The 26,646-nt window shown below is 33.9% G+C and carries 26 protein-coding genes; 7 read left to right on the top strand and 19 right to left on the bottom strand.

Features of this window, described 5'->3' with window-relative positions; all coding sequences use genetic code 11:
• Positions 1-189 precede the first annotated feature (189 nt).
• On the top strand, positions 190-816 hold the full coding sequence (locus AC1VAQ_RS17275; protein ID WP_302600112.1) for a hypothetical protein: 627 nt from the start codon (positions 190-192) through the stop codon (positions 814-816).
• A gap of 128 nt (positions 817-944) precedes the next feature.
• Here AC1VAQ_RS17275 and AC1VAQ_RS17270 read toward each other — a convergent pair whose 3' ends face one another.
• The 6 genes from AC1VAQ_RS17270 to AC1VAQ_RS17245 form a co-directional block, all read right to left on the bottom strand.
• Positions 945-2,741 (bottom strand): YhgE/Pip domain-containing protein, encoded by a 1,797-nt coding sequence (locus AC1VAQ_RS17270; RefSeq protein WP_302600113.1) that lies wholly within the window; start codon positions 2,739-2,741, stop codon positions 945-947.
• Between the two features lie 146 nt (positions 2,742-2,887).
• Positions 2,888-3,448 (bottom strand): VanZ family protein, encoded by a 561-nt coding sequence (locus AC1VAQ_RS17265; protein WP_302600114.1) that lies wholly within the window; start codon positions 3,446-3,448, stop codon positions 2,888-2,890.
• Positions 3,449-3,534: 86 nt separating this feature from the next.
• The gene (locus tag AC1VAQ_RS17260; RefSeq protein ID WP_479904270.1) at positions 3,535-5,079 is read right to left on the bottom strand and encodes a polyamine aminopropyltransferase; all 1,545 of its coding nucleotides are present in this window, start codon (positions 5,077-5,079) and stop codon (positions 3,535-3,537) included.
• Positions 5,080-5,099: 20 nt separating this feature from the next.
• Complete coding sequence (locus AC1VAQ_RS17255) at positions 5,100-5,522, bottom strand: DUF350 domain-containing protein (RefSeq protein ID WP_302600116.1); 423 nt, start codon at positions 5,520-5,522, stop codon at positions 5,100-5,102.
• A 35-nt stretch (positions 5,523-5,557) separates the two neighbouring features.
• On the bottom strand, positions 5,558-6,712 hold the full coding sequence (locus AC1VAQ_RS17250; RefSeq protein WP_479904269.1) for a DUF4178 domain-containing protein: 1,155 nt from the start codon (positions 6,710-6,712) through the stop codon (positions 5,558-5,560).
• A 796-nt stretch (positions 6,713-7,508) separates the two neighbouring features.
• Positions 7,509-7,925 (bottom strand): carboxypeptidase-like regulatory domain-containing protein, encoded by a 417-nt coding sequence (locus AC1VAQ_RS17245; RefSeq protein ID WP_302600118.1) that lies wholly within the window; start codon positions 7,923-7,925, stop codon positions 7,509-7,511.
• A gap of 221 nt (positions 7,926-8,146) precedes the next feature.
• On the opposite strand from AC1VAQ_RS17245, the gene AC1VAQ_RS17240 reads away from it, so the two are divergent.
• Complete coding sequence (locus AC1VAQ_RS17240; protein ID WP_479904268.1) at positions 8,147-9,181, top strand: CshA/CshB family fibrillar adhesin-related protein; 1,035 nt, start codon at positions 8,147-8,149, stop codon at positions 9,179-9,181.
• A 64-nt stretch (positions 9,182-9,245) separates the two neighbouring features.
• Here AC1VAQ_RS17240 and AC1VAQ_RS17235 read toward each other — a convergent pair whose 3' ends face one another.
• Entirely contained in the window at positions 9,246-9,641 is a 396-nt protein-coding gene (locus tag AC1VAQ_RS17235; protein WP_302600120.1) for a PaaI family thioesterase, read from the bottom strand.
• 213 nt (positions 9,642-9,854) lie between these two features.
• Here AC1VAQ_RS17235 and AC1VAQ_RS17230 point away from each other — a divergent pair, with 213 nt between their 5' ends.
• Positions 9,855-10,358, top strand: coding sequence for a hypothetical protein (locus AC1VAQ_RS17230; protein WP_303244292.1), 504 nt, complete (start codon positions 9,855-9,857; stop codon positions 10,356-10,358).
• Positions 10,355-10,813: a hypothetical protein gene (locus AC1VAQ_RS17225; RefSeq protein WP_303244293.1), complete on the top strand. Its 459-nt coding sequence runs from the start codon at positions 10,355-10,357 to the stop codon at positions 10,811-10,813. Before AC1VAQ_RS17230 ends, AC1VAQ_RS17225 begins: the two co-directional genes overlap by 4 nt.
• Before the next feature lie 292 nt (positions 10,814-11,105).
• On the opposite strand, the gene AC1VAQ_RS17220 is transcribed toward AC1VAQ_RS17225, so the two are convergent.
• Both AC1VAQ_RS17220 and AC1VAQ_RS17215 read right to left on the bottom strand, forming a co-directional pair.
• Positions 11,106-11,876, bottom strand: coding sequence for a hypothetical protein (locus AC1VAQ_RS17220; RefSeq protein WP_302595591.1), 771 nt, complete (start codon positions 11,874-11,876; stop codon positions 11,106-11,108).
• A gap of 136 nt (positions 11,877-12,012) precedes the next feature.
• Positions 12,013-12,588, bottom strand: a complete 576-nt coding sequence (locus AC1VAQ_RS17215) for a class I SAM-dependent methyltransferase (RefSeq protein WP_302595592.1) — start codon at positions 12,586-12,588, stop codon at positions 12,013-12,015.
• Between the two features lie 228 nt (positions 12,589-12,816).
• Here AC1VAQ_RS17215 and AC1VAQ_RS17210 point away from each other — a divergent pair, with 228 nt between their 5' ends.
• Positions 12,817-13,731 (top strand): PLAT/LH2 domain-containing protein, encoded by a 915-nt coding sequence (locus AC1VAQ_RS17210; RefSeq protein WP_302595593.1) that lies wholly within the window; start codon positions 12,817-12,819, stop codon positions 13,729-13,731.
• Between the two features lie 81 nt (positions 13,732-13,812).
• Here the strand turns inward: AC1VAQ_RS17210 and AC1VAQ_RS17205 are convergent, their stop codons facing one another.
• Entirely contained in the window at positions 13,813-15,048 is a 1,236-nt protein-coding gene (locus tag AC1VAQ_RS17205) for a ComEC/Rec2 family competence protein (protein ID WP_479904267.1), read from the bottom strand.
• Positions 15,049-15,198: 150 nt separating this feature from the next.
• Here AC1VAQ_RS17205 and AC1VAQ_RS17200 point away from each other — a divergent pair, with 150 nt between their 5' ends.
• On the top strand, positions 15,199-16,077 hold the full coding sequence (locus AC1VAQ_RS17200) for a spermine/spermidine synthase domain-containing protein (RefSeq protein ID WP_302595595.1): 879 nt from the start codon (positions 15,199-15,201) through the stop codon (positions 16,075-16,077).
• Positions 16,078-16,148: 71 nt separating this feature from the next.
• Here AC1VAQ_RS17200 and AC1VAQ_RS17195 read toward each other — a convergent pair whose 3' ends face one another.
• The 4 genes from AC1VAQ_RS17195 to AC1VAQ_RS17180 all read right to left on the bottom strand — a co-directional run bounded on the left by AC1VAQ_RS17195 (position 16,149) and on the right by AC1VAQ_RS17180 (position 19,467).
• A complete protein-coding gene (locus AC1VAQ_RS17195; protein WP_479904266.1) occupies positions 16,149-16,793 on the bottom strand; it encodes a hypothetical protein in 645 nt (214 codons plus the stop codon).
• Between the two features lie 249 nt (positions 16,794-17,042).
• Positions 17,043-17,555 (bottom strand): hypothetical protein, encoded by a 513-nt coding sequence (locus AC1VAQ_RS17190; protein WP_479904265.1) that lies wholly within the window; start codon positions 17,553-17,555, stop codon positions 17,043-17,045.
• A gap of 103 nt (positions 17,556-17,658) precedes the next feature.
• Complete coding sequence (locus AC1VAQ_RS17185; protein WP_302595600.1) at positions 17,659-18,507, bottom strand: hypothetical protein; 849 nt, start codon at positions 18,505-18,507, stop codon at positions 17,659-17,661.
• Between the two features lie 579 nt (positions 18,508-19,086).
• Entirely contained in the window at positions 19,087-19,467 is a 381-nt protein-coding gene (locus AC1VAQ_RS17180; protein WP_302595601.1) for a hypothetical protein, read from the bottom strand.
• Between the two features lie 107 nt (positions 19,468-19,574).
• Between AC1VAQ_RS17180 and AC1VAQ_RS17175 the strand changes: the two genes are divergently transcribed.
• Positions 19,575-20,306, top strand: coding sequence for a helix-turn-helix domain-containing protein (locus AC1VAQ_RS17175; RefSeq protein WP_479904264.1), 732 nt, complete (start codon positions 19,575-19,577; stop codon positions 20,304-20,306).
• A 72-nt stretch (positions 20,307-20,378) separates the two neighbouring features.
• On the opposite strand, the gene AC1VAQ_RS17170 is transcribed toward AC1VAQ_RS17175, so the two are convergent.
• The 5 genes from AC1VAQ_RS17170 to pglZ form a co-directional block, all read right to left on the bottom strand.
• Positions 20,379-20,951 carry a class I SAM-dependent methyltransferase gene (locus AC1VAQ_RS17170; RefSeq protein WP_479904263.1) on the bottom strand — a complete coding sequence of 191 codons (573 nt, stop codon included), beginning with the start codon at positions 20,949-20,951 and terminating at the stop codon, positions 20,379-20,381.
• 13 nt (positions 20,952-20,964) lie between these two features.
• Positions 20,965-23,430 (bottom strand): DEAD/DEAH box helicase family protein, encoded by a 2,466-nt coding sequence (locus tag AC1VAQ_RS17165; RefSeq protein WP_479904262.1) that lies wholly within the window; start codon positions 23,428-23,430, stop codon positions 20,965-20,967.
• A 139-nt stretch (positions 23,431-23,569) separates the two neighbouring features.
• A complete protein-coding gene (locus AC1VAQ_RS17160) occupies positions 23,570-23,908 on the bottom strand; it encodes a hypothetical protein (protein WP_479904261.1) in 339 nt (112 codons plus the stop codon).
• Positions 23,909-24,142: 234 nt separating this feature from the next.
• Complete coding sequence (locus AC1VAQ_RS17155) at positions 24,143-24,853, bottom strand: hypothetical protein (RefSeq protein ID WP_479904260.1); 711 nt, start codon at positions 24,851-24,853, stop codon at positions 24,143-24,145.
• A complete protein-coding gene (pglZ, locus tag AC1VAQ_RS17150; protein ID WP_479904259.1) occupies positions 24,854-26,446 on the bottom strand; it encodes a BREX-3 system phosphatase PglZ in 1,593 nt (530 codons plus the stop codon).
• Positions 26,447-26,646 lie beyond the last annotated feature (200 nt).

The following is a 26,646-nucleotide window of genomic DNA, read 5'->3' as shown; positions in this document are numbered from 1 at the left end:
CGAGAAACCTATTTATCTAGATGTATATTTCACATTTTTAGCTGGTTTCTCTATACAAATTACATACATATTATTTACAATAGATTTTGTACATAATAAAATATTTTATTTTTCATTGTATGTTTTATACTTTTCATATAAAATAAACTTAAATTCATGCAATAATTCTTTTTTAGAAGGAGCTTTAAAATGAAAAAATTTAAGACGGTATTATTTAGCTTGCTTATGGGTACTCTTGCACTTTCAGCAGTAGGCTGCGGCCAAACAACTTTAGATAACGGTAATACAACTACAACTTCAGATTCTGCAGGTACTACAATCAAGACAGAAACACCTGCACTTCCTACTGATGTTGAGCTCAAAACATTTACAATCAAAAATGGACTTTACTCTATTGATTTACCAGCACACTGGATTCAAGATACAGTTAATACAGATATATTAGTCGTGGACATGGATGATTCACGCTCATTAACAGCTATGGTAGACTACTATCCTATTTCTACTGTAGCAGAAGATATGGAAGGTGAAGATCTTGATGCCTTCATTAAGCTTTATGAAGAACAAGGAATCCCTAAACTTTTATCATTAGCAGAAGCTACTGAACTTGTGAATATCGAAGCGGATAACCTTATTGCTGCTAAAGCTTATGAACTTACTGTCAAAGTAGATGAGAATACAACTAATAAAGCTTATTTCGTCTATGCACAAACAGATAATACCTTCTACTCTATTAGTATTAGTGGAGATGAGGCAACTTATGCAGAAAACATTGAAGACCTTAAATACATACCACTTACATTAACAGAATACTAAAAAACTTAATAATAAATTACTAAAAGCTATCATAACAAAATACTAAAACTACAATAATGAAATACTAAAAGCTATCATAATGGATATGCCTACTTGAAATTGTAAGTAGCATATCCATTGCTTTTTATTTAATAATCTTGCTTTACTAAGTGAGATGCCCTTACTATAAGTCTAAGTTTTTCTATGCCTGGCCACAAAAAAGTTCTTCCTATCATGCCGCAGAGAATCGCCCATATTGTAAAGCTTAGCAAAATCACGCTACTTTTCAATAAATTGCTTGTAATGATACCTATTTGTACTTCACGAAGGCTTCCTATAACATATATAAATGGCAATACATTATTAATATGCTGGAATACTGGTGGGGCAATCTGTGTTGGAAATACGCCGCCTAAGAAGAAGAATTGTAATATAGACAGCAAATAGATAATTACCTTTCCAACATTGCCAAGCACACTTACTAACGTATATATAATGGCTGTAAATGTAATACTTCCAATAATCGCTAGTCCAAAAAACAAACCTAAATTGGCAATATATATACCTAATACTTGCTTAATAGCTATTACGACAATAATATCTTGAATGCAGCTTAAAACTATAAAAAATAGCCCTTTTCCAAAATACTCTTGAAGAACAGATATATCATTAATCTGCTCCTGTGATGTATTCTCTTCCTTAGATTGTGGCACTTGAAACTTTGTAGACAACATGGTTACCAAAAGTACTGTTCCAGCCCACATAGCAATAGTTATATTAAATGGTGCTAAATCTGAACTATAATTGGGAAGCGTCTTAATATCTTGCCTTTCTAATAATACTGGTGCTGCAATATATTCTTTGAGTAACTGCGGATCATTTTCTACTATATAAATTAGTTTATTAATGTCATTATTCTCAGCTAGAAATCCTAATTTATACTCTAATCCATGTAAATCTCTTGTGATATCCATAATGCTACTATCTACCTTATTAAAAGTACCATATGCCTGGGTGACCATTTCATCAGAGTCTTTAATCATATCTTGCAGCTGTGGAATCTCTTCTTTAATGTAAGTCGTTAACTCCTGAATTTCAGAAATAAGTTCTTTTGTCTTATCAATTTGTAATAATAGACTCTTATTTGTTGTCTCAGCATACGCTTTCTCCATTTCATCCACTATGGCTATAAAGCGTTCCGCCTTTGCACCTAAACTTTCTATCCTATCTATATTTTGATTTAAATCAGGTAATTCATCTCTTAAGTTGGAGAGAGAAATCATGACACCTCCCACTAATTCCCGATACTCCTTAAGTCTTTCTATATAAAATTCCCTTTTTTCGTCCAAATCTAAAAAAGCGTTTACTGTGCCTTTGAGTTCTGTACTATTAATTGTAAAGTCTATGTCTAATTTTCCTAGTACACTCCTTGTCGCTTCATTAATTGCATAAGTAATACCATGGACTACATATATTTGAAGCTTTGTACTGCTTGTCTCTGTAAACGTGGGGGTAAAGACACTTTCTTTATTATTCATGATATAGGATATTTTAGGCAGTACTGGTGTATCCGTTGTAAGGGTTGCTATTCCCTCGGTGAACTCTGGTGGAATCACTAACATCCCATAAAATTTACCTACTAGTAAACCTCTTAATGCATCATCATAAGATGTAATTTGCCAATCAATCTTTGTATCTTGTTTAATTAATCTGGTAATTTTATCCCCTACATTTACTACCGTATTATTGACTATGCCACCTATATCTTTATTTACTAATGCAACCTTTACATTGCTACTACTATTAATAGGCATTCCATTTGCTTTAATTGTAAAACCGGCAAATATAGCTGGTATTATAAGTAGTAAAATAATCATGATAAATGTAATGCCATTAGTAAAGATATTCTTGAAATCTTGTTTAAAAACCAGCCATACTTTGTGCATCTTAGAACCTACTTTCAATACATAACATTTACTTACTTAGTTTGTCCCAAATTCACAATGTTATGATTAAAAGTAACGGCTATAAAAAAAAAGAAGCCTCTTGCATCTTCTGGATTCCTCTATGCAATAACTTCTTTAGATTGACTTTATTTTATCTTAAATAATTTTTTTAATACCTTCCAAATACAATAACCAATAATCGTACCCAATGTATTAAAAATCACATCATCAATATCCGTTACACCTGTACAAAGTATGTACTGCAATATTTCAATAGATGACGACACAAATGCCCCAATCATAGTGACTTTCCAAAGCTTCCTTTGCTTTTTAAAAAGTGCTGGTACCAAAATCCCCATAGGTATAAACCATACACAATTACCTACTACATTATAAAAGAGGTGCCACCAAATCCCCTTTTTTAACCACTTCAATAAAACAACCATTGGTTCTAAACTAACACGCGTTTGACGCATCATCATGTTTTCCATGCTTAAGCCTAGCCCAAACCTAATTGCTGTAATCTCATATAGACTCACCATATACATAATGAAACAATGTACACCCAGCTCTCTTCTCCAAGTTAAATGGTGGGTTCTATTTTTCTTTTCTAGATAAATCACGCGCAAGATGGCTATTACTATGAACACTGGTAATGCCACCATTAGTGTAGTGTACACATATTGTATCATCGCTGCAATCGACATACCGGTGCCCCCTTATACTTCCTCTACTTGTACCTCAATGCTACTTTATTAATGATACCATTTTCTACGTGTTATGCAATATAAAACTATCGCCATTCTTTGACAGCATCTAAATAATATGTTAAAAGCTTAGGGGTAAGTAGGCTATTAATCTCTAAGGAAGATTTATCCACCCTTTCATCTTCACTAAAAACAAATAATCTTTCTATTGTATCGAGATTTAAAAAACGTGTCACTAAGTTATTTTGACTAAAGTTAGTTTTTATTTGTTCTATATTTATTTTGTCATTTGATGCTAATTGAAATCCCCAATCCCCAAAAGTAGGTACTTGTGCATGATAAGGCATTACGTTTAATCCTTCTGCTTCTAAAGTCTTATTAATACACCAAAAAGCTTTAGGTGCATAATAAGGACTCGTAGATTGAATGCTCATAACTGCCTCTGGTGCTAGATGATTCTTTACAAGTCTATAAAAAACATTGCTATAGAGCTTATTTAAACTTTCATTATTTGGATCAGGTAAGTCTATAATAACAACATCAAAAAGCTCATCTGTTTCTTCTAAGTATTTATAAGCATCTTCATTTACTATCCTTAGCTTCTCGCTATCTAAAGCCCCTTCATTGACAGTTCGAATTGCTTCATGACTGCGGCATAGTTCTACGATTTCAGGGTCTAAATCTACCATAACGATATTTTCTACCTCGTCATACTTTAAAATTTCTCTAACTGCCAAGCCATCTCCGCCGCCTAAGACAAGTATCCTTTGCTTATTGGGCGCAGCTAACATAGGAATATGTACTAGGCTTTCGTGATAGCGATATTCATCAGCTGTACTAAACTGCAAATTGCCATCTATAAAAAGTCTCAAATCATCCTTATGTTTCGTTACTACAATATTTTGATAAGGTGTTTGCTGAGAATAAACCACCCTGTCTCTATATAGATTGCCCTCCACATTTTTTGCTAGATTTTCTGAGAAAACCGCACCTAGTAATAAAACAATAAACGATAATATACTTACCATTTTAAAAAAGTTATACTTCACTATATAACGTTTGTATTGCCATACAATAATAAAGGCTACCAATATATTTAAACATCCAGTTAAAAATGATGTTGCAAAATAACCCATCTCAGGTAAAGGGATTAATGGAAAGGCTACAGAACCAATAAGCCCACCTATATAATCAAAACTAAACAAAGTAGATAAAGTCACCCTTAAATTAGGATTATTTTCTTCTATAATACGTGTTAAAAGCGGAATCTCTAAACCAACTAAAATTCCTATTAATATTATTTGTATGTACATGACTAGATTATAATTTTCGATTTTTACATAGGACATAAATAATGTAAGAGCACTTAACCCACCGAAAATTCCAACCCCAATCTCTACACTTACAAAGAAATCAAATAAGTTCTTCTTAATGTACTTGGATAAGTAAGAGCCCAGGCCCATCGCACTCATATATAAGCCAATTGTAATGGAAAACTGCTTAATACTATCCCCCACCAAATAAGAACTTACTGAACTAATCAAAACCTCATATATAATCGAACATCCCGATATAATTAATGTGGTTAGCATTAAAAGCTTCGCACTAAACTGTTTTTCTTCTTCTAACATTTCTCTTCCTCGTTTTTCACTTAGTAAATAACACCGCTAATAATAAGTGCAAGCCCAATGAACATTCCCATCACCATAAGTCCTGCTGCACCATTTCCTTCACCAATTTCTTTGTTTAGATCATATTTACGATTAAAAACAACTAATCCTAAGTAACCTAAAATACATAATATAATACCTAGTGCAGAATAAAGCACGGTACTCACTACACCACCCATTAATGTTTGCTCAATTACTTCCACGCCTGGTGACATGACTGCACTTCTTACAATTAAACCAATGCTAATGGAGGCACCTGCCATAATGTAACCCACTGCTGTATTACGTTTTTTGATTTCCTCTGGAAAATCACAAGGAATCGCTAAATCGATTAAAAAATTGCCTACTATCATAAGTAATAGACCTACTGCCGAGTAAATTACTGTTACTAAAACATCCCACATCTTCTTTTCCTCCTAATAATCTATTCTCCAATTTTTTATTTTCCTGAACTTGTACCGCCACCTGAAGAACTTCTAGAGGCTGTGCTTTGTTGCCTAATGGTATTGGTATAAGTTTTATAATGATTAGATGTATTTACTTCTACACCGCTATCTGTATAATCTTCATAGCCACTTGTAGCATTTTTATAGCGCTTACTATCACTCATGTACCCCTTATCATAATAGTAGTGGCGATAGTACAAAGAGGTATTTGCCCTGCTATGATAAGGCTCATTTCTACTACTATATGCATACGCCCTATTGCTTACCTGTACCAAGGTTTCACCTTCTTCACTGGTATAAACCAAGGCATACTCTTTTTTAGTTAAAATTGCTACCGTGCCCCCTTCTGCATTTTCATCTACATTGGTAACATGCTTAGCAACCTGACTTAAGATTGCTTCTGCTGCACTTTGGACACTTAAAGAAGTTTTATACACATCTGCTTTTTGCTGCGCATTAATATCACTTGTAATGGAGGTTACATATATAAAATTAGCTGAACCTTGTAAATACTTGCTTATAGTCTTCGTAGATGTTAAAGCCGTAATACTAGCAATTATCACAGCTAATATAATAAATATCCCCATCATATTAAAACTAGACACACCCTGCTTGCTTTTCCTATACGTCCTATAATTAGCACTACTATTTCTACTGTTGCTTTTCTGATTTTCATCATTATAAGTCGTATATGCACGCCTTTCTAAAGGTACAATTTCATCTTCATCTAAGTAATAACCTGTTGAATATTCCGTTTCATCTTTCCAATGCTCTATGGCACGGATTTTTTCTTCTGTACTATCCTCATATTCGGCAAAACTTACACGTTCTCCTCTTGCCACATCTACTTTGCCTGCATAATCTAGCACACTAGCTTTTCCGGAGTCTACCTTTTTATAGCCATCTCTTTCTAAAACAGCCTGTTCTAATAAAGAAGTATTATGTGTCATCTCATAAACAGCATACTCTTCATAATTTTCATCTATACTTAGCCATTTGTACTGTTTCCCTTGTTTCCTCCGAATCTTGTACTCTCTCCAACTACACCCATCTGACTGCGCCGAAAATTCTATCCAGCCTTCTACAATGTAGTTTACTCCCTCCACTTTGACTTCCTGGTTTAGTTCCAGGTATAAATTCCGCTTCATAGTCCCTCCCATTTTATAACTATTTGCCTGTTACTGTTACTTCTATATACAGCTAAATTATAGCATAAATGCTACAATTCATAAGATTTTTTTCCTATTTCCTTTGGCCATACCCCTATTAGTTATGCAAATTTATACTCTATATTAAATATTTTACTTGTATATTCATTTATGCTGCATTATAATTACAAATCTGGGCACAATTAAAGGGGAATTATATTCCGCTTTTATTCGAGTGGATTTTTACATTTATCCACATCGCATAAAGCTATAAAATGAACTTATCCACATTATACACAGTTATTCCACAGTAATATGTGTATAATCTTTTTTCACGTTCATTTTATAATTTATAGGTTATACACATTTTTAAACATTTTTCGCCAACGTTATCCACAGATTAAAAATGTTAATTTTTGTGTTTTCCACAGAAATCACATGAGTTATCCCAAGAATGTGAATAACTTTGAGGAAAAAGTGAAAAAATAAAAGCCATTTGTGATATTCACAGATGGCCTTTTATCGTTGTGATTTATTCATTTTAAATTTTTATATCTTTGCTGTCATATATTCATATAAATTGTCTTCTAGTTAAAACTTTCTACCTTATGTGACATTCATTGTATATTCTTACATATTTGCAATCTCATGACCTTTTTCTAATCTCATACTTCTAATCTCATAACTTTGGTCTTTTATTTATCCATTGTCTTTCAACTTCTTATTGTTTCTCTATACTATATGCTGCTTATATTATTTTATGACTCGCTTTAGTCGTTATTTAAAATATTCTTTTCTAAAGTGTCACGACAATATCTATTGCGTCCATATCTTTATTTTTCACTGTAATTTCTTGAATCTCTGTAGCGCCTTGAGCCTGGCTGTAGGTATCTTTTTTGATTGGTATCGTTACCACGATTAAATGATATTTTCCAGTTTTGAGCTCTTTTAAAACGTATGTACCATTTTCGTCTGTATAGGTACCTGCTCCAATGAGCTCTCCATTTTGCGATGGAATTACAAATGTGCCTGCTAGTGCCTTTCCTTTTTTATCTTTTATATGACCACTTATATCATATGTTTCATTTTTATTAACGGGACTTGTTTCGGATGTAGTGGATATTGCATATTCATTTGTTGTATGTGCGGTTACTGTAATGGGTGTTACAAGTATAAGACACATTGTTATAAATAATGTAACTGCTTTTTCCATCATCAATCCATCCTTTCTTATAACACGTCTATTGTGTTTTTCTCTATCTAATTTAATTATATTCTCCTGCTCAAAATGTATGATTTTTTTATCTAAGATGCAAATTTTCCACCTGAGTGGTTAATTTCAGTCATCATTACGTAATTCTACAAAATGATGGGACTATTATAGACCTTTTGAATATTATATAGTAGATAAATTTATTTAGAAGGAGGTTCCTTATGTTACAAGTTCAATATGCTGCTACTAATAGCAAAGGGGTCTTGGCACCTCTTATTGGCTGGATTGACTTTGGCACATTGCTTTCTCTCACACAACATTCTGCTTCAACGACTGTGACAAATGCTATTGCTGGTGGCTATTTCATTTCATTTGATTTATCTTTGTCTGTTCAAGGTAATCCTACTGCAGCAGCACAGGTTAAGTTTGAAGGTTTTACAATCCCCACAACACCTTGTGCGCCATTTGGTAAAACTGCCTATACGGGTATTCCTGGTCATGTTGCACTTTATATGCCTACTACACCGCCAAGTGGCAATGAGATTACAATTACAATCGTACTACGGGATATTTCAGTAACGAATTTCCGTGGCGAAGAAGTCCCCGACTTCTTTTTAGTTGCTGCTGATAGTGGCGTCACAAGAGAAATCCCTAACTCTTCTGCTGAAACTTGGTCTGTCACAACAGATGGTAGTCCTTGGGAACTCGTTGAAGAAATACCTGCTCTTAGTAGTTTTGCTTCTGGTGCACCTATTGTAACTGGCGTGGGTACAAAGACAGTTACCGAAACGGGTACTGCAGCTACTAACAACAATATTTCTTCTAATGCTTTCCTAACACAATGCCCATCACGACTAATTGCTATGGCTACTGTAGATGGTAGTAGACAAGGTTTCGCATTTGGCGTCATTATCCCTGATCCTAAAGAATGTCATTCACTCGCTACTATCCGCTCTAGCCATATCAACTATGTCAATCCACCTCATCATGAAGTTGCAAGTTTACCTCTTAAATCTTGTGATCAACTACTCTCTATTAGCTATAACAATATCTGTTATAACTTTAATGGTAATCCTATTTTGATTTCAGGACAGTTAGGTACTTACATCTTCTTTGAACACTATGTGCTTTTTAACAGCATGAGTAATGCCTCAAGAAATACCTTTGATATCTTTAGTTTAAATATTTTAAAGGGCAATGATCATTCAATAAAGTTCCTCGTATTTTCTACGCGACCTACACATCAGCGTTGCTAAAATCATAAAGCACAACCTCCTTATGTATGATAGAAGTTGTGCTTCCTACATACATGACTATATCTTATCCAACGCGCATACCCGTAATGACTACATTTGCAACTTGGGTATCATATTCATCCGTAATATGAATCGTAAATGAACAGGTACGTCGTCCTGCCTTTTCGCAGTGCGTTTCGGCTGTGAGCACCTTACCTTTGGCTGGATTTAAATACGTAATCTGGCTTGTTACCGAAACAGTAAGCACGCCTCCCACATTGGCAGCTACAGCAAAGGTAAAGTCAGCTAAAGTGAATAATGCCCCACCCATTACACTGCCAGCAGCATTCATGTGCTTTTCTTCTACGATTAGTTGGCATTTGGCATAATTTTCGTCTACTGCCTCAATAGTAATGCCCGTCGCTTCTGTGGCAAAGCGGTCTTTTTTAAATTGTTCTCTTACTTTCGTTAATAAATCCATATTTGTCTCCTTTACTATTGTATTTATATATTTACCTTTATATTTTTAAACCTTTATCGCTTAACGCTTTTCCTTTATTTTAACACATTTATCTACTCGTTCTATTAAAATTTCTAAAAATTTGAAATAATTTTATTGTAATATTCTACCTATTGGGTTATACTTGTCTTACACAACCGAACACACGTTCTATATTATTAAGGAGATGAAACTATGAAGTATTTTGAAATCGATGCGTTTTTCCCGATTTACAAAAAAGAAGGCCCTGCACAAACTTGTATTTTACTTACGAACGGCACCAAGCAATACTCTCATTACAGTATCAGACAGTTTATTCCTCATTTACTTTATGACACCGGTTTAGATGAGCGTTCTATTCGTTTATGGAGCTCCAAAGTGACTGGTTCAAAGCACCTTTTGCCACTTATTATTGATAATCTTAATGTCTTCATCCCTATTAAATTTGCCATTGAAGGTGAAAATAATAGAATTTCAGTCGTTTATGGCTATGTTAATTTAGGTTCCATAGCGCATTACTCAAACAAAGAGGTGATTTTAAAAAGCCAAGTCAGCTTACCTACCCTTTCTTCTATTAAGTATATTGAGAAGAAAATAGTAGATGCTAAACTCCTTACTTATGCCTATTTAGATATTAAGAAAAAATATGAATTTATGTGGAAAGAGGAGGCCCATATGATTGAGGAGATGATGAAATGAATTATTTAGATATAGATGCCTTCTTTCCTTTTTATAATGAAGAAAAAAATACACATGCTTGTGTCTTGTATCATGATGGCACTCAAAAATATGTGAAACCTAATGTGGCTAAATATATTCTTCAGCTTTATTTTGAAGCTATGCTAAACTATGAAGCCATACATAATTGGAGTTGTGACGTCCTTCATGCAAAGTGTAATCTTCCTTTATTATTTAATAAACAGTGCATCTTTATCCCTATTAAGTTTCGCCAACCCCCTTATATGCCAAGCCCGTCTTATACATATGGCTATGTTCATTTTAATGCGATTGCATTTTTCTCAGAGCATGAAGTGATATTAAAAAATCAAATAGTTTTGCAGACTATCTCGCCTACTTCTTTTATTGAGAAAAAAATAAGGGATGCTATATTTTTGGGGTATGTCTATGAAAAAAAGTTAGGGCTGCCACACTGAAAGTGCTGGCAGCCGTTTTTGAGGTTATGGGTGTGGAAGTGTGGATAAGTGAGTATTATAATTTTCCTTTGACCTCCCTTTGGTCGAAGTCAAGATAAAATTATAATGCTCACTTATCCACACCCACCAATGTAAGGGGGAGTACGGCTGCAGTGGGATTGCACTTTGAGGTGGAACCCTACTTAGACGTTTAAATGATGTGTGGGGGTATTTTCCTTTGATTTTCCTTTGATTTTCCTTTGATTTCCTTTGATTTCCTTTTGATTTTCCTTTGACCTCCCTTGGGTGGAAGTTAAGATAAAATGACGGGATGGGTGAAGAGGGTGGGGGATATTCCTAGGATTTGTACGATTTCTAGATGCGTGCTTTTTAGGATATCTATGGGGGTTACTAGCCATCCGCCGTCGGAATTTAGATCGATATTGAGATGTTTATATGCTGACCATACTAAATGTGCGCATTGGGTGGTCAGGGATGTCTTTAATTTATCAAAAAGGCCACTCAATAAGCCGTATGGTATATCATATAGTTTGCTTTTAGCGTATGCGACGACTTTATGGATGGGATGATTGTCTTTTAATCTTAACTGAATAACTGATGGATAGTTGAGCCATTTGGATATAGGTTGGAAGGCAGTATTCTGGCCTAAACTAATTGCTTCTAATGTTAATTTTTTTTCGGCATCTGTGACAATGCCTGCGTGACCGTGTCGCCATCCTAGTGAATGCGTGTTTAAAGAGATTAGTATATCTCCTTCCTGAATATCAACTAACTCTGGGTGTTTAATTTGCTTATCTTGCGCATTTACCATATATTCTTCATAAGTAATAGGACTTATTTTCCTTGATTTTATGATTCTATTTGTACGAAATAAGTGTCTTTGGTATATGTCAAATTGATTTGTATTGTTATCTGCGTAGAGTTTATCTACTGCTGACCTACCTAATCCTGTTTGAAGGAATATTTCTTCATAAAATTTATCGGAAAACATTTCATGTTCATGGGTTATTAAGGATAAATCCTTCTCTGCATAAGAAGGGCCATTCTCTAAGAAAATTTCCACAGACACACTTCTTACAAATAAATAAACGATAAGGATTGCAAGTGTCGTTCATAAAAATACTTTCATTTAGATTCCTCCTAGTGTTTAATAAGCTAAAGATATCACATGGGAATGAAATAGAAATGAATCCCATACATTAATTGGGTTTGGCTAGGATGTTGAGCCATTTTTCGGGAAAATTGGTTTGGCGGGGTTCTTCGGTGGACCACATTTTTAGGGTATCGAAGCCTGATTGGGTGAAAATGGGATGGGCTTTTTTTGGGGTAAGGTCTAAGAAGTAGCGACCGTTTCTTTGGCCTTCGAAATCGCTGTATTTGAAGGAAGCGTATAGAATACCATTTGGGCTTAGGCCCTTTTTTAGTTTTTTTAGGACCCTTTGTATTTCATAACTAGGGACATGCATGAGGGAAGCAGCTGCCCAAATCCCATCAAATATAGGGGCGAAGTCTACTTCTTGAAATTGCATATGGTCTACTTCTTCTCCCATATATTCTCCTGCTAATTTACACATCTCGATGGCCCCATCCATGGCGACTACTTCATAGCCCCGATTCATGAAAATCACGCTATCTTGCCCTGCAGTACAACTGGCATCCAAGATTTTGCCACCTATGGGAATTAACGATAAGAAGTCTTCATAGTGCATACTTCTATCTAGATTCTCAGTATCATTAAAAAAAGTTTGTGCGTTCTCATCATAATAATGTATCATCTGCCCTTTTCCTCACTTTTTCCTATGATTTTTTAATATTATAACCGGCTCTTTGTGCTTCTCATTCGTCTACGTTCCCACTTAAGCGCGATTTTAAACTTTTCATAGGGAATTTTCGCCTGTTATTCGATTTTGCACTCACTGTCCTCATAAATAGTTATACTAAATTCATGAAATAGATAAGGCATCTAAATCAAATAAATATCTTATATTCAGGGAGGTTCTTTTATGGCAACTACTAAATATTATTTTACTATTAAAACAGCTGATCAAGCAAAAGCAGGTACGGATTCTAATATCTTTATAATCTTACACGGTGAATGTGGACAAACTAATGAAGTCCGTCTCAACGGCTATCTAAGTGGTAATGCATTTGAGCGAAATGATACTGATAAATGCTCTATTAGACTAACGGATGTAGGAAATATATATAAAATCTCTCTTAGAAGTGATATGCGTTATGCGGGTGCTGACTGGCTTCTTTCTTATATTGAAGTAAAAAGAGAAGGTATCCCTTATTCAGCTCACTTTGATATTAATGAGTGGATTGATAATGAGAAGACTCATACATATACTTCATCTGATATTATTCATAACGACTGTCTTTATACAACTGGCATTAAAGATTATAAACAATATATTTTAACACTTCCTCCTAATGGCAGCTATTCTTATAATCATACAGAAAAACTAACTAAAACCTCATGTTATAAAAATAGTGTTACCAAACAAAGTTCAACTCAATTTAATACAGAATTACAGCATAAAGAAAATTATTCTGCTGCACTTTCTCTCTTTGACAAATTAGTATCTCTTAATGCTGTGTCTGAGAATTTCTTGAAATTTGCTTTTAGTCAGGGCTTTAGTTCAACTACTATTAACGAACTTATCACTACTGATTCACAAGAAATCACTAAATCAGTCTCTCTTAATTTATCAAACCCAACGCCACAAAATAAATATTATCTTATGAAATATCAGCTCACTACTGTGGATGCACTCCTTTCAACTGGGGATATTGCCATCTCATTTAGTGTAGAGCAATCTATTGAATTTGCTGGTGCAGCCGAAATCAGTTATGATGAATATGTTGCTTTATGTAATAGCAATAGTGCTGCCTTAGCTACTGTAACAGCAAATTAAAATATTTTCTATAATCATAACAAGGCTTATGAGGCTAGCCATTTCTGCTAGTTTCATAAGCCTTTTGTAATGTAAAAAATATTATTTATAGCAGCGGTCGCATGGGTCTATCTTGCCACTTTCACTAATTGTACCGCTTAAAATTGTTTTGCTCTTTACGAGAGCTGAGCATTTATCTGTCTTGTGATAACTTTTCCCTTTTGGTGTCCAATATACGATTTCTGTATCTGCTGTACCATCGTTTACTGATTGTGTTTGTTTTTCTTCATCAGTTACATCATGTGATGCTTGATTGCTACTTGATGCTGGACTATTTTCATTATTTATATCATCTTCTGATTTATCATCTTTTATTTCTTCTACACCTGGTGTAAGATCGCCATTTTCACAGTCTGTTGTGATACCATGTCCTGTTGATTTGAAAATAATGCTACCACATTCATCTGTTCTATGTATCTCTATACCTTGAAGTTTATCAAGTGTTTCTTGATGTGGATGTCCATAACTATTGCCAGTCCCACAAGTAATAACTGCATATGTTGGATTAACCTTTTCTAAGAAAGCTTCTGATGTACTTGTTCTTGAACCATGATGGCCTACCTTTAGTAAATCAACTTGCTCTAATTTAGATAAAATTTCTTCCTCTACTTCTTTTTCTGCATCACCCATGAGAAGGACTTTGTCTTCACCATTAACATATTCTACAACTAACGATTGGTTGTTGGCATCATTGCCGCCATTTGTATTCATTACCTTAAAATATGCACTTCCTAATGGGAACTGACTATCTTCTAAAGGTACGCTAGGTGTTAACCCTTTGTCCATAGCTGCATTAATGAAATCTCTATAAGTCTTTGTATCTGCATCCCCATTCGCTACAAAAATTGTGTTTACATGGAGGTTAGAAACAATCGCATCTAATCCGCCTACATGGTCTGCATGTGGATGTGTCGCAATGAGATATTCTAATTCTGTTACCCCATTATCATTGAGATATTTTACAAGGAAATCTTCATCATCATTGTCACCACCATCAATGAGCATGGCTTCTCCATCATTGATAATTAAAATCGCATCTGAATTTCCTGTATCAATGAAATGAATTTGCGATTCTTTGGCAGCTACCTCTTGCTTTGTGCCTGTTGCATTTTGAATTTGTCCATCTTTTAAACTTTGGTCTTTGTTTGTTGTCGTGCTTTCAGCTGTTGTACCTGTTCCCTCTTGGAAAGCAGTTGTGCTATTACATCCCGGAAGAAACGTTAAAGCTAAAACAAGTCCGACAAGACTTAGCTTCTTATAAAATTTATTTATCTTCATGTTGTGCTCCCTTATTGACTCTTTATTCTATATATCACACGCCCTCTATTATACAGGATTTTGACACAAACTTCCACTTTCAGACAGCCCCACACCGCTTGCCTACTAGGGGTATAATAAAAATATACTAAGGATGAAAGAGGTAAAACAATGTTATCACCTAATGAAATCAAAAAGTTTAATGCACTCATTCTTCAAAAGCTTAGTCTTTATCTCAACTTACATTCAGACTTTATTGAAGAAAGCATTATTAATGAATTAGTTCATGAATGCGGCCTAACTACCAAGGAAGCCTTTAGCTTGGTTCTGGCACAAGCTTTAGGCCTTGACCTTGAAGAAAATGCGGAAGATAAGGCGCTGTATTATAACTACTTTGAAGAAATGTTGGCACCCCTTGATTTACAGGAATACGCAGACAATCTTTATTATAAAAACATTAAAATTCCTAATGCCCAAATAGGCAGATGGGAGTTTAAGCATGAAAAATATAAGCCATATGAGGCATTCGTTTATAATGATTTAAAACAACTGGCAGATGGACGTATTATCCCACAGATTGGATTTTTTGAGAAAGACTTTTCATATCCAGCAGTATTTGAAAATAATAGGGAGTGGATGCTCATTACCCCAAATGAAATTGAAACAATGAAAGCACCAATTGCTGCAGCCCATGGCAAAGTACTGACCTTCGGCCTTGGACTTGGTTATTATGCTTATATGGTTTCAGAAAAAGAAAACGTTGCAACCGTTACTATTGTAGAAAAGGATGAAAACGTCATTAAACTCTTTAAACAATATATATTGCCTCAGTTTGCACATCCAGAAAAAATCCATATCATCCACGAGGACGCCTTCATTTACGCTAAGAAATATTTTGCGACCGCACATTATGACGTCGTCTTTACAGATATTTGGCATGATCCTGCTGATGGGGTAGATTTGTATTTGAAGATGAAAGAATATGAAAAGTTAAGCCCTGAAAGCGAGTATTGGTACTGGATTGAGGACACTATGATATGCTATTTATAATCATCAAATAAAAGAGGGTGCCTTAAATGGATTATTTTGTGGCACCCTCTTTATCTTCTTCGGACTTGGCATTAGACTTGGAAGTTTACCACAATGACATGTTCTGGTGTTTCTGGGCTTCCGGTTATTTCATTAAAAACGGCTTTCGTATGTGTTTCCCACTCTGCCATAGAAGTACATTTGTAGGTAGGGTCCTCCACAATATTTAAAAGTACTAACTTTGCCTTTTTATTTGGCATTTGATTAAGCTTTTGCAGGAAAGTCAGCCTATTGCCAAGCTGATAATATTTATGTACCCAGCTCTCGAAATTGCCATTTCCTAAGTGATTCATAATATCAAATATTTCTTTCATTGCCTTTGTAATACGGGCAATGCTTTCATTGCTTGTGGCACTCATATTTGTTACTGTTTCTTCTATGTGTGCCTTGGCTTCTACTAAAATAATGGTATCACCTGCTACACCAATGGCATCCCATTGTGGCTCATTTTGTGGCCAGAAAGCAAGGTCTTCCTTCGTGAGTTTTAGTTGACTTCGCATATTTTCTTGATTTAATTTATACTCCGTATACCCTTCTGCTCTAAGCGGTGAAAGCCAGGTAATAGGGCCTAAACCAATTTTCTCCTCTAAATCTAGTCTCATGGATGAATTAATAATCGTTTGCACCCAAAACTTACTGCCTTTCACTGCACGTCCTTTTGAAGTATTGTTCGCCATATTCATCTCTCCCTTATCAATGTAGTCCATTAAATCATTTGCTTCATAATTTAAAGTTATAGTTGGTTTCTCTATATTTTTTCATTTTACATAAATATTCACCATAAATCAATTTAATTTATTAATATATTTTATAAGTTTGTAAATTTGTTTATAATATTATACCCATAAAGAAGTATACAGTAATCTACTTTAAAAAATAGCAGCACTAAAAATGCACCTTGATGTAAACATCAAAAGGTGCATTTCTTATATATTCGTAAAACAATATTTGTCCACTAATTTCTCTATCTCCATCTGTGCCACATTTGTATTTCGAATATATGCGTTCTTTTGCTCCAACGTAGCAGTTCCCTTCTCGTATTCCTCTTCTACAATGTCTTTAAAGGCCTTAATGCTGATGCTCGCCCTTATAAATAACTCTTCTAACTCCTCATCCCTTGAGCGCAAACTCCACTGCTTTGGATTATAAGCTACAATGATGCGTTCCCCCTTCATAAGCAAATGATGACCTAAAATACAATACTTTCCTTTTTCATGGGTTACATAAGTGGTAATGCCATTTTTTAACTTTCTCAAGTAAATGCCCCGCCTTAACTCGCGTTCCATTTCGTAAGGTTCCCTAAGATCACTCGTGCCAAAGCTGACAAAAGGAGTCTTCTTATAATCAATAATGCAGAGAAAAACCTGATTTTTCTTTCCTAGAAAATACTTTATGCGCTGTTGCAGCAAAGTTTGTTGGTTGGTTAATTCTTGATTCATTATGCTCATAATAATATACCTTATCTCCTGTGTTTTATGGTTTATTATATCATTAGTTTTGCCAAAAATTAGAGGGGATTTACATAGGGGGAAAAATTAATTTTTACTGATAAATCACTATGCTTGTATCTGGTATATAAGAATTATATCCGCCTTCATAAGTATAATTATGATTAATTTTAGGATTATAAATAAACTCCCAGCGTTCAGTTTCTTTATCCTTCACACATAAAATATAAATATTTTCTTTCACATCCTGATTAAACTGTTTAATATTCTTGAGCCTTTCTTCATCTTTTAACTGTTCATCTAAAATCGTATAATTGCTATCCGATACATAAATCTTAAGGACATCTTCTGCCACATAATCATACGCATAGACCATGAGGGCATGCCCATCTCTAATATTATTGATGCCTATCACAACAGGCTCATCGGCATCGATTTTTTCAGTAATAAGACTTGGTTCTAATGTATCCATATAATTAAATTTCTCAAACATGCTAAATCCAAGGCACATCCCACCACTTGAATTATATGACCCTATATTTGAAATCCTTAACTTATCCTTTTCTATATCATAAGTGGCTAGCCTTCCCTGACTTTCCGCACTTTCACTCTTCTTATCATAATACAGCTCATTAAGCTGCATCAGCTCCTCAATCTGCTTGATGCGTTCATCGGCTTCCTCTTGCGACAACATTGTAAAAGTCCCATTTGCCTTGAGATACATATCATATAGCCCAGGCATCACATTCATGCCAAGGGCAATTATACCCATGTAAATAAGCGTCCACTTTATAATCTTTCTTGTGAACCATTTAATTGTTTTGATACGCTTCTTTCTTTGTTTTTTCTTTTTTAGCCTCCGACGCTCCTGTGGTGATATTTTTCTTTTTGGCTGTTCAACCATTGTGTTTAGTTTTATAATCTCCCAATCTATTGCTCTCATGTTGTGTATCTATTCTTCTGTGGTTATTTTATTGTACTTTTATTATAACTAATTTTATGCTTTCACTAATATATTAATAAAAATAAATAGGCATGTCTCAAAACTATTTTGCTAGATTTGAGGCATACCTATATTTCATTTTCTTATTTAAACTTTTTTCTCTAATTATTTAATTAGAACACATTCATTCATTTATAGGGTAACTTTTATAAATTCCTAAACAATAACCTTGAAACTTTCTTTTCCAAAGCTTTCAAAACTTATGTCTATAAAAATGTACTCTAAATCAGCTTTTTCAATAACCTCTAAATCCTTTGTTCTTTTAAAAAGCACATATATTTTTTACAGTTATCTCTACTTGTAAGGAATCAAGTGCATGTTATAACGTATAAAAAGCTGAACGCACTATGTTTTATAAACTTAGTACGCTCAGCTTTTTGGTTTTTATATAATATCTTTTAATTGATCGCCTTACATCTGGGGCATATAATCCTTCCTGCACTTGGATTATAGCTAAAACGTCTGCCACATTTACGACATTTCTTAGTCATACGAATTATAGTCATGCAATACTCCCCCTTAGTATTTACTTAAAACTATAGTATCCGCTGTCTGCTCAATAATCTTGTAATCTCTTAACTTACTTAAGTTTGTCACGCCACCTGCTGCTACCGCAATACTTATAGCTGCAGTAGTCACTCCTACACCTAAAATACTCGCTGGCACACCACCTGCTACTAATGATAAAGGTACAGCAACTGGTGCGGCTGCTCCACCTGTCCCACCGGTCGCTATAATTCCTGCTACTGTAACACCTATTCCTCCTATAGCCACCACCCATGCTACTGGACCAACAGCCTTGATTTCAAAATAAATGTCTTTTATTCTCCCCTTTAATTCTATTACGCTTCTATTTTCTTTAAGTGCTGTCCCTAATTCTTTCTCATTCGTAATTACCATATTAATTTCCTCCTCATTGACTTATACCCTATTGAATTTATAATTAAATTATATTATTATCTCAGAAAATTCATATAGTCTAGCAAACCATATTGTCGGAGGCGCCTATGCACTTATATACTGTTAAACTAATTGAAGAACAAGTTAATGAACTTACTAAAACTCAGTGCTTTATTTATATGCCTGATTCAAATCAATTCCAGACATTAAAAAACAGACCCGATTTGATCTCATCTCTAAGTTATGATATTGAAACAAGTAATGCATTTAGTACTAACATAAAAAAATATGGACTAGCCGCAGGAGGCTGTGGTATGGCGATTGGTGTAACTGGTATATCGGGAGTGGCATGTGAACTACTTGCCCCAGGTATTACAAAGACTATGGATTTGGTCCATAAACTCGTTTCCCCTTCTAAAAAGCAGTCTAAAAAGCATTTAAGCCTTCAAGATAAGGAAAAAATCCTCTCTGATATCGAAACTGTTTTAGCTGCTAAAAAAAATGAATATGCTTTTAGTAATGTTCTTAAAAATATAATGTTAGAGAAAAACTTTACCATGGCAAAATTAGCTCAGGAAGCCAATGTGGATTATAGTTATCTCAATAAACTTATGAACAATAAACTTCCCGAAAATTCTATTCGTAAAGATTATATTATTAAGCTTGCCTTTGCTATGCACCTCAACGTAATAGAAACCGGTCTATTACTAGAACCTGCTGGATATATTTTATTTGGTGCTGGTGAACGTGAAACTTTTTTAATGGTATGCTTGGAACATGGCGTACCGCTTGATGAAGTTAATGAATTGTTAGAAGATAAAGGGTTTAAAAAACTATAGGCTTTAAAAAATAAAATCCCTGATTTTAAATAACTTCAGGGATTTCTTTATTTACTTTTATCATATAACTTCTTATTTTCTTACCAGTATATTAACCCACTTTTCATCCCCACGACCTTCTCTCACATCACCAGTTATCCACATTTTCTCCACTTTAAAACCTACTTTCGTGAATAATTCTCTAGCAGTCTCTTCCGTTAAATCATAGAAGTAGCGGCCATTTCTTTCACCTTCAAAATCACCATATTTAAAAGAAGCATAAAGAACGCCTCCTTCTTTTAAACTTGCTTTAAGTTTACCAAGTACCATTTCAATCTCTGTACTTGGGACATGAAGTAATGTAGCTGACGCCCAGATGCCGTCAAAGATAGGTGGAAAATCTACTTCTTGAAATTGCATATGAATGACATCTTGCCCCATATGTTCGCTGGCTAGTTTACACATTTCAATGGAACCGTCTATAGCCGTTACTTTATAACCATATTCGATAAACATACGACTATCTCTTCCTGAGCCGCAACCGGCATCTAAGATTTTTCCATGCCTTGGAATGTTTGCTAAGAAATCTTTGTAATTAGCGCTCATATCTACATAAGCTGTACCTTCAAAAAAGGCTTGGGCATTTTCATTGTAATAGTTATTCATGGTCCTTCTCCTATTATTTTTCTTGTTTTTCAAATCTATCTTTATAGTAATTTAAAACTCTTAATTCAATAATATCCGCAAAGTGGTTCTTAAAACTTTCTAGAGTTTTATATTCCTTCATTTCATCTGGTAAGGCAAGGACATATCCTTCTTTTTCTTTAAAGAAGTCACTCGCCGATTGCTTTAAGAATTTAATTGGATTATCATTTGCTAATTTAACATATTCCTTTTTAGTCCATGTTTTATAATTAGATGACTTTTTATCCTTGAGCATATCTACGCCATTGGAACCATGACTATAAAATTCTTGCATGGCTTCAAATACATCATCCTCTGTAATTGCCATACGAATATCACCCTGGTTATAGAAAGCTTGTAAAATTGGCATCTTATAAGATTTAGACATACCCGTTGTTTCTAATGTATTTAGGAATTCTCTGGCTCTTGTATGATAGAGCAAATTTTCTTCATCTGTCAGTTCTTTGTTTTCATATAAAAATTTCATATAATCTCTAAAAACATTTAGTTTGCTTATCTTTTTCATAGCTGCTAGTATTTCTTCATCCATATATAAAAACAGCTCAGTACGGGATGGCCTATGGCCTAGTTGTGCTTTAATATCTTGATATTCCTTTAATATTTTATCTTTTGCATTTAATTCATTCTCAGATTGTTGTTTAAATAAGTCTACTAATCTAAAATCAAAATCTATATAGCATTCTTCTGGATACTCAAACTCCATAGGCGTCCCCTTTACAAATGCCTTACTATCATAATCTTTCCCACTTAGTAAGAAAGGTATTAGATTAGCTTTCTTATAATTACCAATAAAATCTAATACATTAAGGTATTCTTTGTTTTTAAATTTTCTAAGACCACGTCCTAACTGTTGTAAAAATACTGTTGGTGACTCTGTTGGCCTTAAGAAAAGTACTGTATCAATAGATGGTACGTCTACTCCTTCATTAAACATATCAACTGAAAATATAATTTTTAACTCACCATTTTTTAATTTGTTAACCGCATCATTTCGTTCCTCAGTATGTTCCCCTTGAGGACCACTATAAACTGCTGCAGCTGGTATACCCTGTGATTTAAAGTACTTTGCCATATATTCGGCATGACCTTTAGAAGCACAGAATCCCATAGCGCATTTAGGTTGATATTTCATATAGTTTTTAAAAACTAATTCTGCACGCTGATGAATCATTAAACTTTGTTCAAGTTCTTTCTCATCATACTTACCATTTCGCATATGTACAGATGAATAATCAACGGTATCATCATAAATACCATAATATCTAAATGGCACAAGCCAGCCTTTATTAATAGCTTCTTTTAATCGAATTTCATAAACACTGTTATAATCGCATAATGCAAAAACATCCTTATTATCAAGACGTTCCGGCGTAGCCGTGAGTCCTAGTAAAAATTTAGGTTTAAAGTAATCAATAATCCCCTTATAATTACCTGCTACAGCATGATGAAACTCATCAATAACAATATAATCAAAAGCATCTGGTGCAAAGTAAGTCTCATTTAAATATGCTTTTTTTCCTAATGTCTGCACTAATGCAAAAACTAAATCCGTATCCGTTTGCTTTTGCTCATTATAAAAGAATCCGACACTTTTATCAGGTCGTACATTTTTAAAGCTCTGTGCTGCTTGCTTAATAATTTCCTCGCGATGTGCCACAAATAATACACGCTCATACTCCCTAGAATCAAATGCTGCTAAATAAGTTTTACCTATCCCTGTAGCTGCTACTACAAGTCCCTTATCAAAGCCTTCCTCACGACTTTGTTCTAAAGCATATAAAGCTTCAATCTGTGCCCCTCTTGGTTCAAAAAGAGCTGCAACTTCTTGCTTTTCTTCTGCTTCTTCAATAGCTTGCCTTACAAATTTGGGTTGCTTCCATACTTTAGAATAATTACGTAATACCTCATCTGTGATTTCTATAGCATGTTCTTCAAACAACTCGCTAAAGGTATTATAAAAATAATTGAAATCCTCTTCATGAGCCGACTTCGTAAAGCGATAATTCCATTCAATAGAAGTTGTAAGTGCACCTCTAGATAAATTTGATGAACCTACATAAATTTCACCATCTACTTGATAGTGGAAAATATACGCTTTAGGATGGAAGCTTTTATTAGGAACATTGTAAAAACGAAGATCTATCTTATCTCCTAATTCAGCACGCAATAAATAAAGAGCTTGTGGCTGAGTAATATTTAAATAGTTTCCTGTTAATATGCGAATATGTGCCCCACGCTCTATGGCTTCTTTGAGGTCTTTGATAAGCATTTTGACGCCTGACTCCATGAGGAATGAAACGATGATATCTATTTTTTCTGCTCTAGCAATGCTTTGCTTGAGTCTATTATAAAGAGCCATATTATTACCCGTCATCGCATTAATAGGTTTGCCATAATGTTGTTCTTCTATTTGCTCTAATATTAATTTATCTGCACCCATTAAACTTCTCCTTTTACTATATCTTTTATATAGTATAACATATGAAAACCCTTAATTATCTAATCATATTTCTATCCTATCTAAAATAAAAAAATGATGCGAAACCATATAGCTAGCTTCACATCATATTAACATAAATTTATTCATTTGTTTCCATAGCATCTACATCTGTCTTAAAATTAAACCCCTTCTTCTGCATCTGTTTTAGATATAATGGCATAATTTTATGAAGTGAATCCCCTATACAAATCACCGCAGTTCCTATTCCATCTATTTTATTTAAACATGGAATATACTCTACTACATCACATTGAATAGCTCCTTCTACATCTCGATTATAATATTTAAAGCTCTTCAATTTCTTCTTTTCTTTAGCCTTTTCTGTAATAAGTCCCCATTCAAATAACTTTTCTACTTTCTCCTCAATAGTATTAAATATAATTACATTTTCTTCAGGTTGTGGTGCCAATAAAAACATCCAATTCCTCTCCCCTCTACTTAATTATCTTTTCTACTACATCTAAGTACTTACTATGATAATAGTATAGGACATATATAAAAATTAGTCCATTGTAAAAGAACGCAAACACATCTAAATCTATTCACTATTTACATGTAATAATATGAATACGCTGTAAAATTAATACTAACTCTGCGGCGTATTTTTATAGGTGTACCTGAATTGACGCTTCCCCTGCTACTTATTTGCAGCTTACAATGTAACTACAATCTCCCCACCTATATTATTAGTCTTTATTCTACTCATTTGAGAGATTTCAGCTAGTGTTACATCAAAATCAAAACAGAAAAACTCTAAAATATACGGTATGTCTATATATGGAATATATAATCTCTCGATGGATTTTAAATACAACTCCAGCATAATCTCTTTTACCTTTATATTTTTTATAGAATATTTATTAACAACCGTATATTCGCCTGACTTACCAGCTGTTTCTATAATCTCAAAATCTATTAATGTATTAGTTATTCGATTGATAGCATATTTTATAGTACTACGTTCTCCCCATAATTCATATATTCTATCTCTTATATATCCAACACTAATTTTTCCTTCAATCAAATTGGTTTTAGCTGCTGCTTTTAGGTAATCTTTAAAAATTGGATATGCAAACATTAACATACAATAATGTAATGCTAATCTCTCAGATTCCTTTATCTCGTGAAAAATTGCTATTGCATCTTCTCTACATTCTTTTATACTTTCATCCGTATTTACCCATGCATTCATAATATTTCCTAGTGCCTTATTTTGGTTATCTTCATTACTAATAGTTAGGGAAATAAGGTCTAATACGCTTCTTCTAAGATTTTTTACATCTGCACCGGCAATTAGCTGCTCCACGCATCTATCAAGCCACTCCTTTTTTACATTTCTATCAAAACCAATTTTCTTTTGCATCTAAACTTTCTCCTTTATATGAATAAACGGCACAATAAGCTCTTCTAAACTAGCTCCACCATGTGTAACAACTATTGTATTCTTCTTTACTGCAGCGCAATTGTCCTCAAATAATTTATACTTGTATTTGCTAGGTAGTGAATATGTTTTAAAATCTACAGTGTTCGAAATAGGTGTATCATGAAATTGTTCCAGTATAATAGCTCTCTGTCCTGAACTGGTAACAGCTATACTTTTTCTCTTTGATGATCCCACACCCTTAGCTTCAGTATTGCCATGATCTGCGGTCAAAATAATCTCATATCCCATTTCTATAACCTTATCAACAAACTCCGTAATATTTGTTTTCTGCTCTAGCCAAAACTTTAGGTTTTCATACATTTGCTTTTTACCAAATGTCACCTTATGCATCATTTCATCTATAGTTTTTACAACTATTCCTACTATATCCTTATCTTTAATTTGTTCCATTGGTATTTCTTCAAAGCATTTAACATTTCCTACATAGGCTATTCTTTTATCACTATATCCTTTTTGAATCCAAAAGCTTTTAAATAGCTTTTCTTCTTTTGCTGTTGTAAAAATGCTCTCTTCGAAATACATAGGCATTAAGCCAGAAAAAATAGCTTGACGCGATATAGATGTTAGTGTGGGGAGCATTGCAAAACAACCATTCTCTTCTATTTCAATCTTTTTACTATTCATGTAACCTTTTAGCATATAATAGTCTTCTAAACTCATACCATCCATTACAAGAAGCACTATTTTTTTATCTTGTTGCCTAACCTTATAGTTATCAATATAGTCTAATATCTTATGTACTACTATAGGTTCTTTTGCATATGAAAGACTATGTACTAAATCATAATTTGTCATTACCCACTTACTTAATGCATTATCTATATTTTTCTTTAGCTTATTCAATCCGCTACATTTCTCAATTAAATAGTCGTCATTTTCTGGAGTGATACTCATCAAATGTTGTAGATTCCCATTATACATTCCTAAATCTATTATAGATTTGTAATTCAACTCATTTCCAAGGATATTTTCTATATTACGCTCTAAAATTTCTATTTTTTCTTCTAGACCTTCTTGTGCATATGCACTTGTCCCCTCTTTAATCATTAAATTAGCCTGGGTATAGGCCTGCCCTATTGGTACACTCTGTAACAAGCCTTCTTTAAATAAATTTAAAAAATACTTTCTTATCTCAGGTGCATAAAAGTTAATACATGTAGCACTTGCCTCACTGCCTCTTACAAATCTTTCCCATTCTCTTTGTAAAAATTCAAAAAAAGTCTTTTTAGAACCTAGTAATGCTTCCCACTCTACATTATTTAATCTTTTACTTAATTGTTCTTCTACATATACTGCAATAACTTTTTCAATATGATTATGACTATAATATACTGCAATAAGTCTATCAATTAAACCAACTTCATCATAAATACTATCCAAGTCAAATCCATAACATACCTTAAGAATCATATCGTAAGTCTCATATCTATTTTTATGCTTAAAATCTCTTAAACTATAGATATACACTTTACTTAGGCAATCATAGTCCCTGCCAGGCTTTAAATAGTTCATCTAATGAATTGTTTTTCATAAACCATTCCCACTTTATTTGATTCTATTATACAAGATCACATCCATTCAGACTATTTATTCTAAATTTTTAGTTATATCTCTTTAAATTTAACATATAAAAAGGACATGAATTAATGCTCATGTCCTCTTTATGGTGTGCCCAGCATGGGCGTAGTCTAACGGGTGAAAGTCCCGAGTGT

The organism is Cellulosilyticum sp., from assembly GCF_982396655.1.
This window is presented reverse-complemented; position numbering and strand designations above follow the sequence as displayed.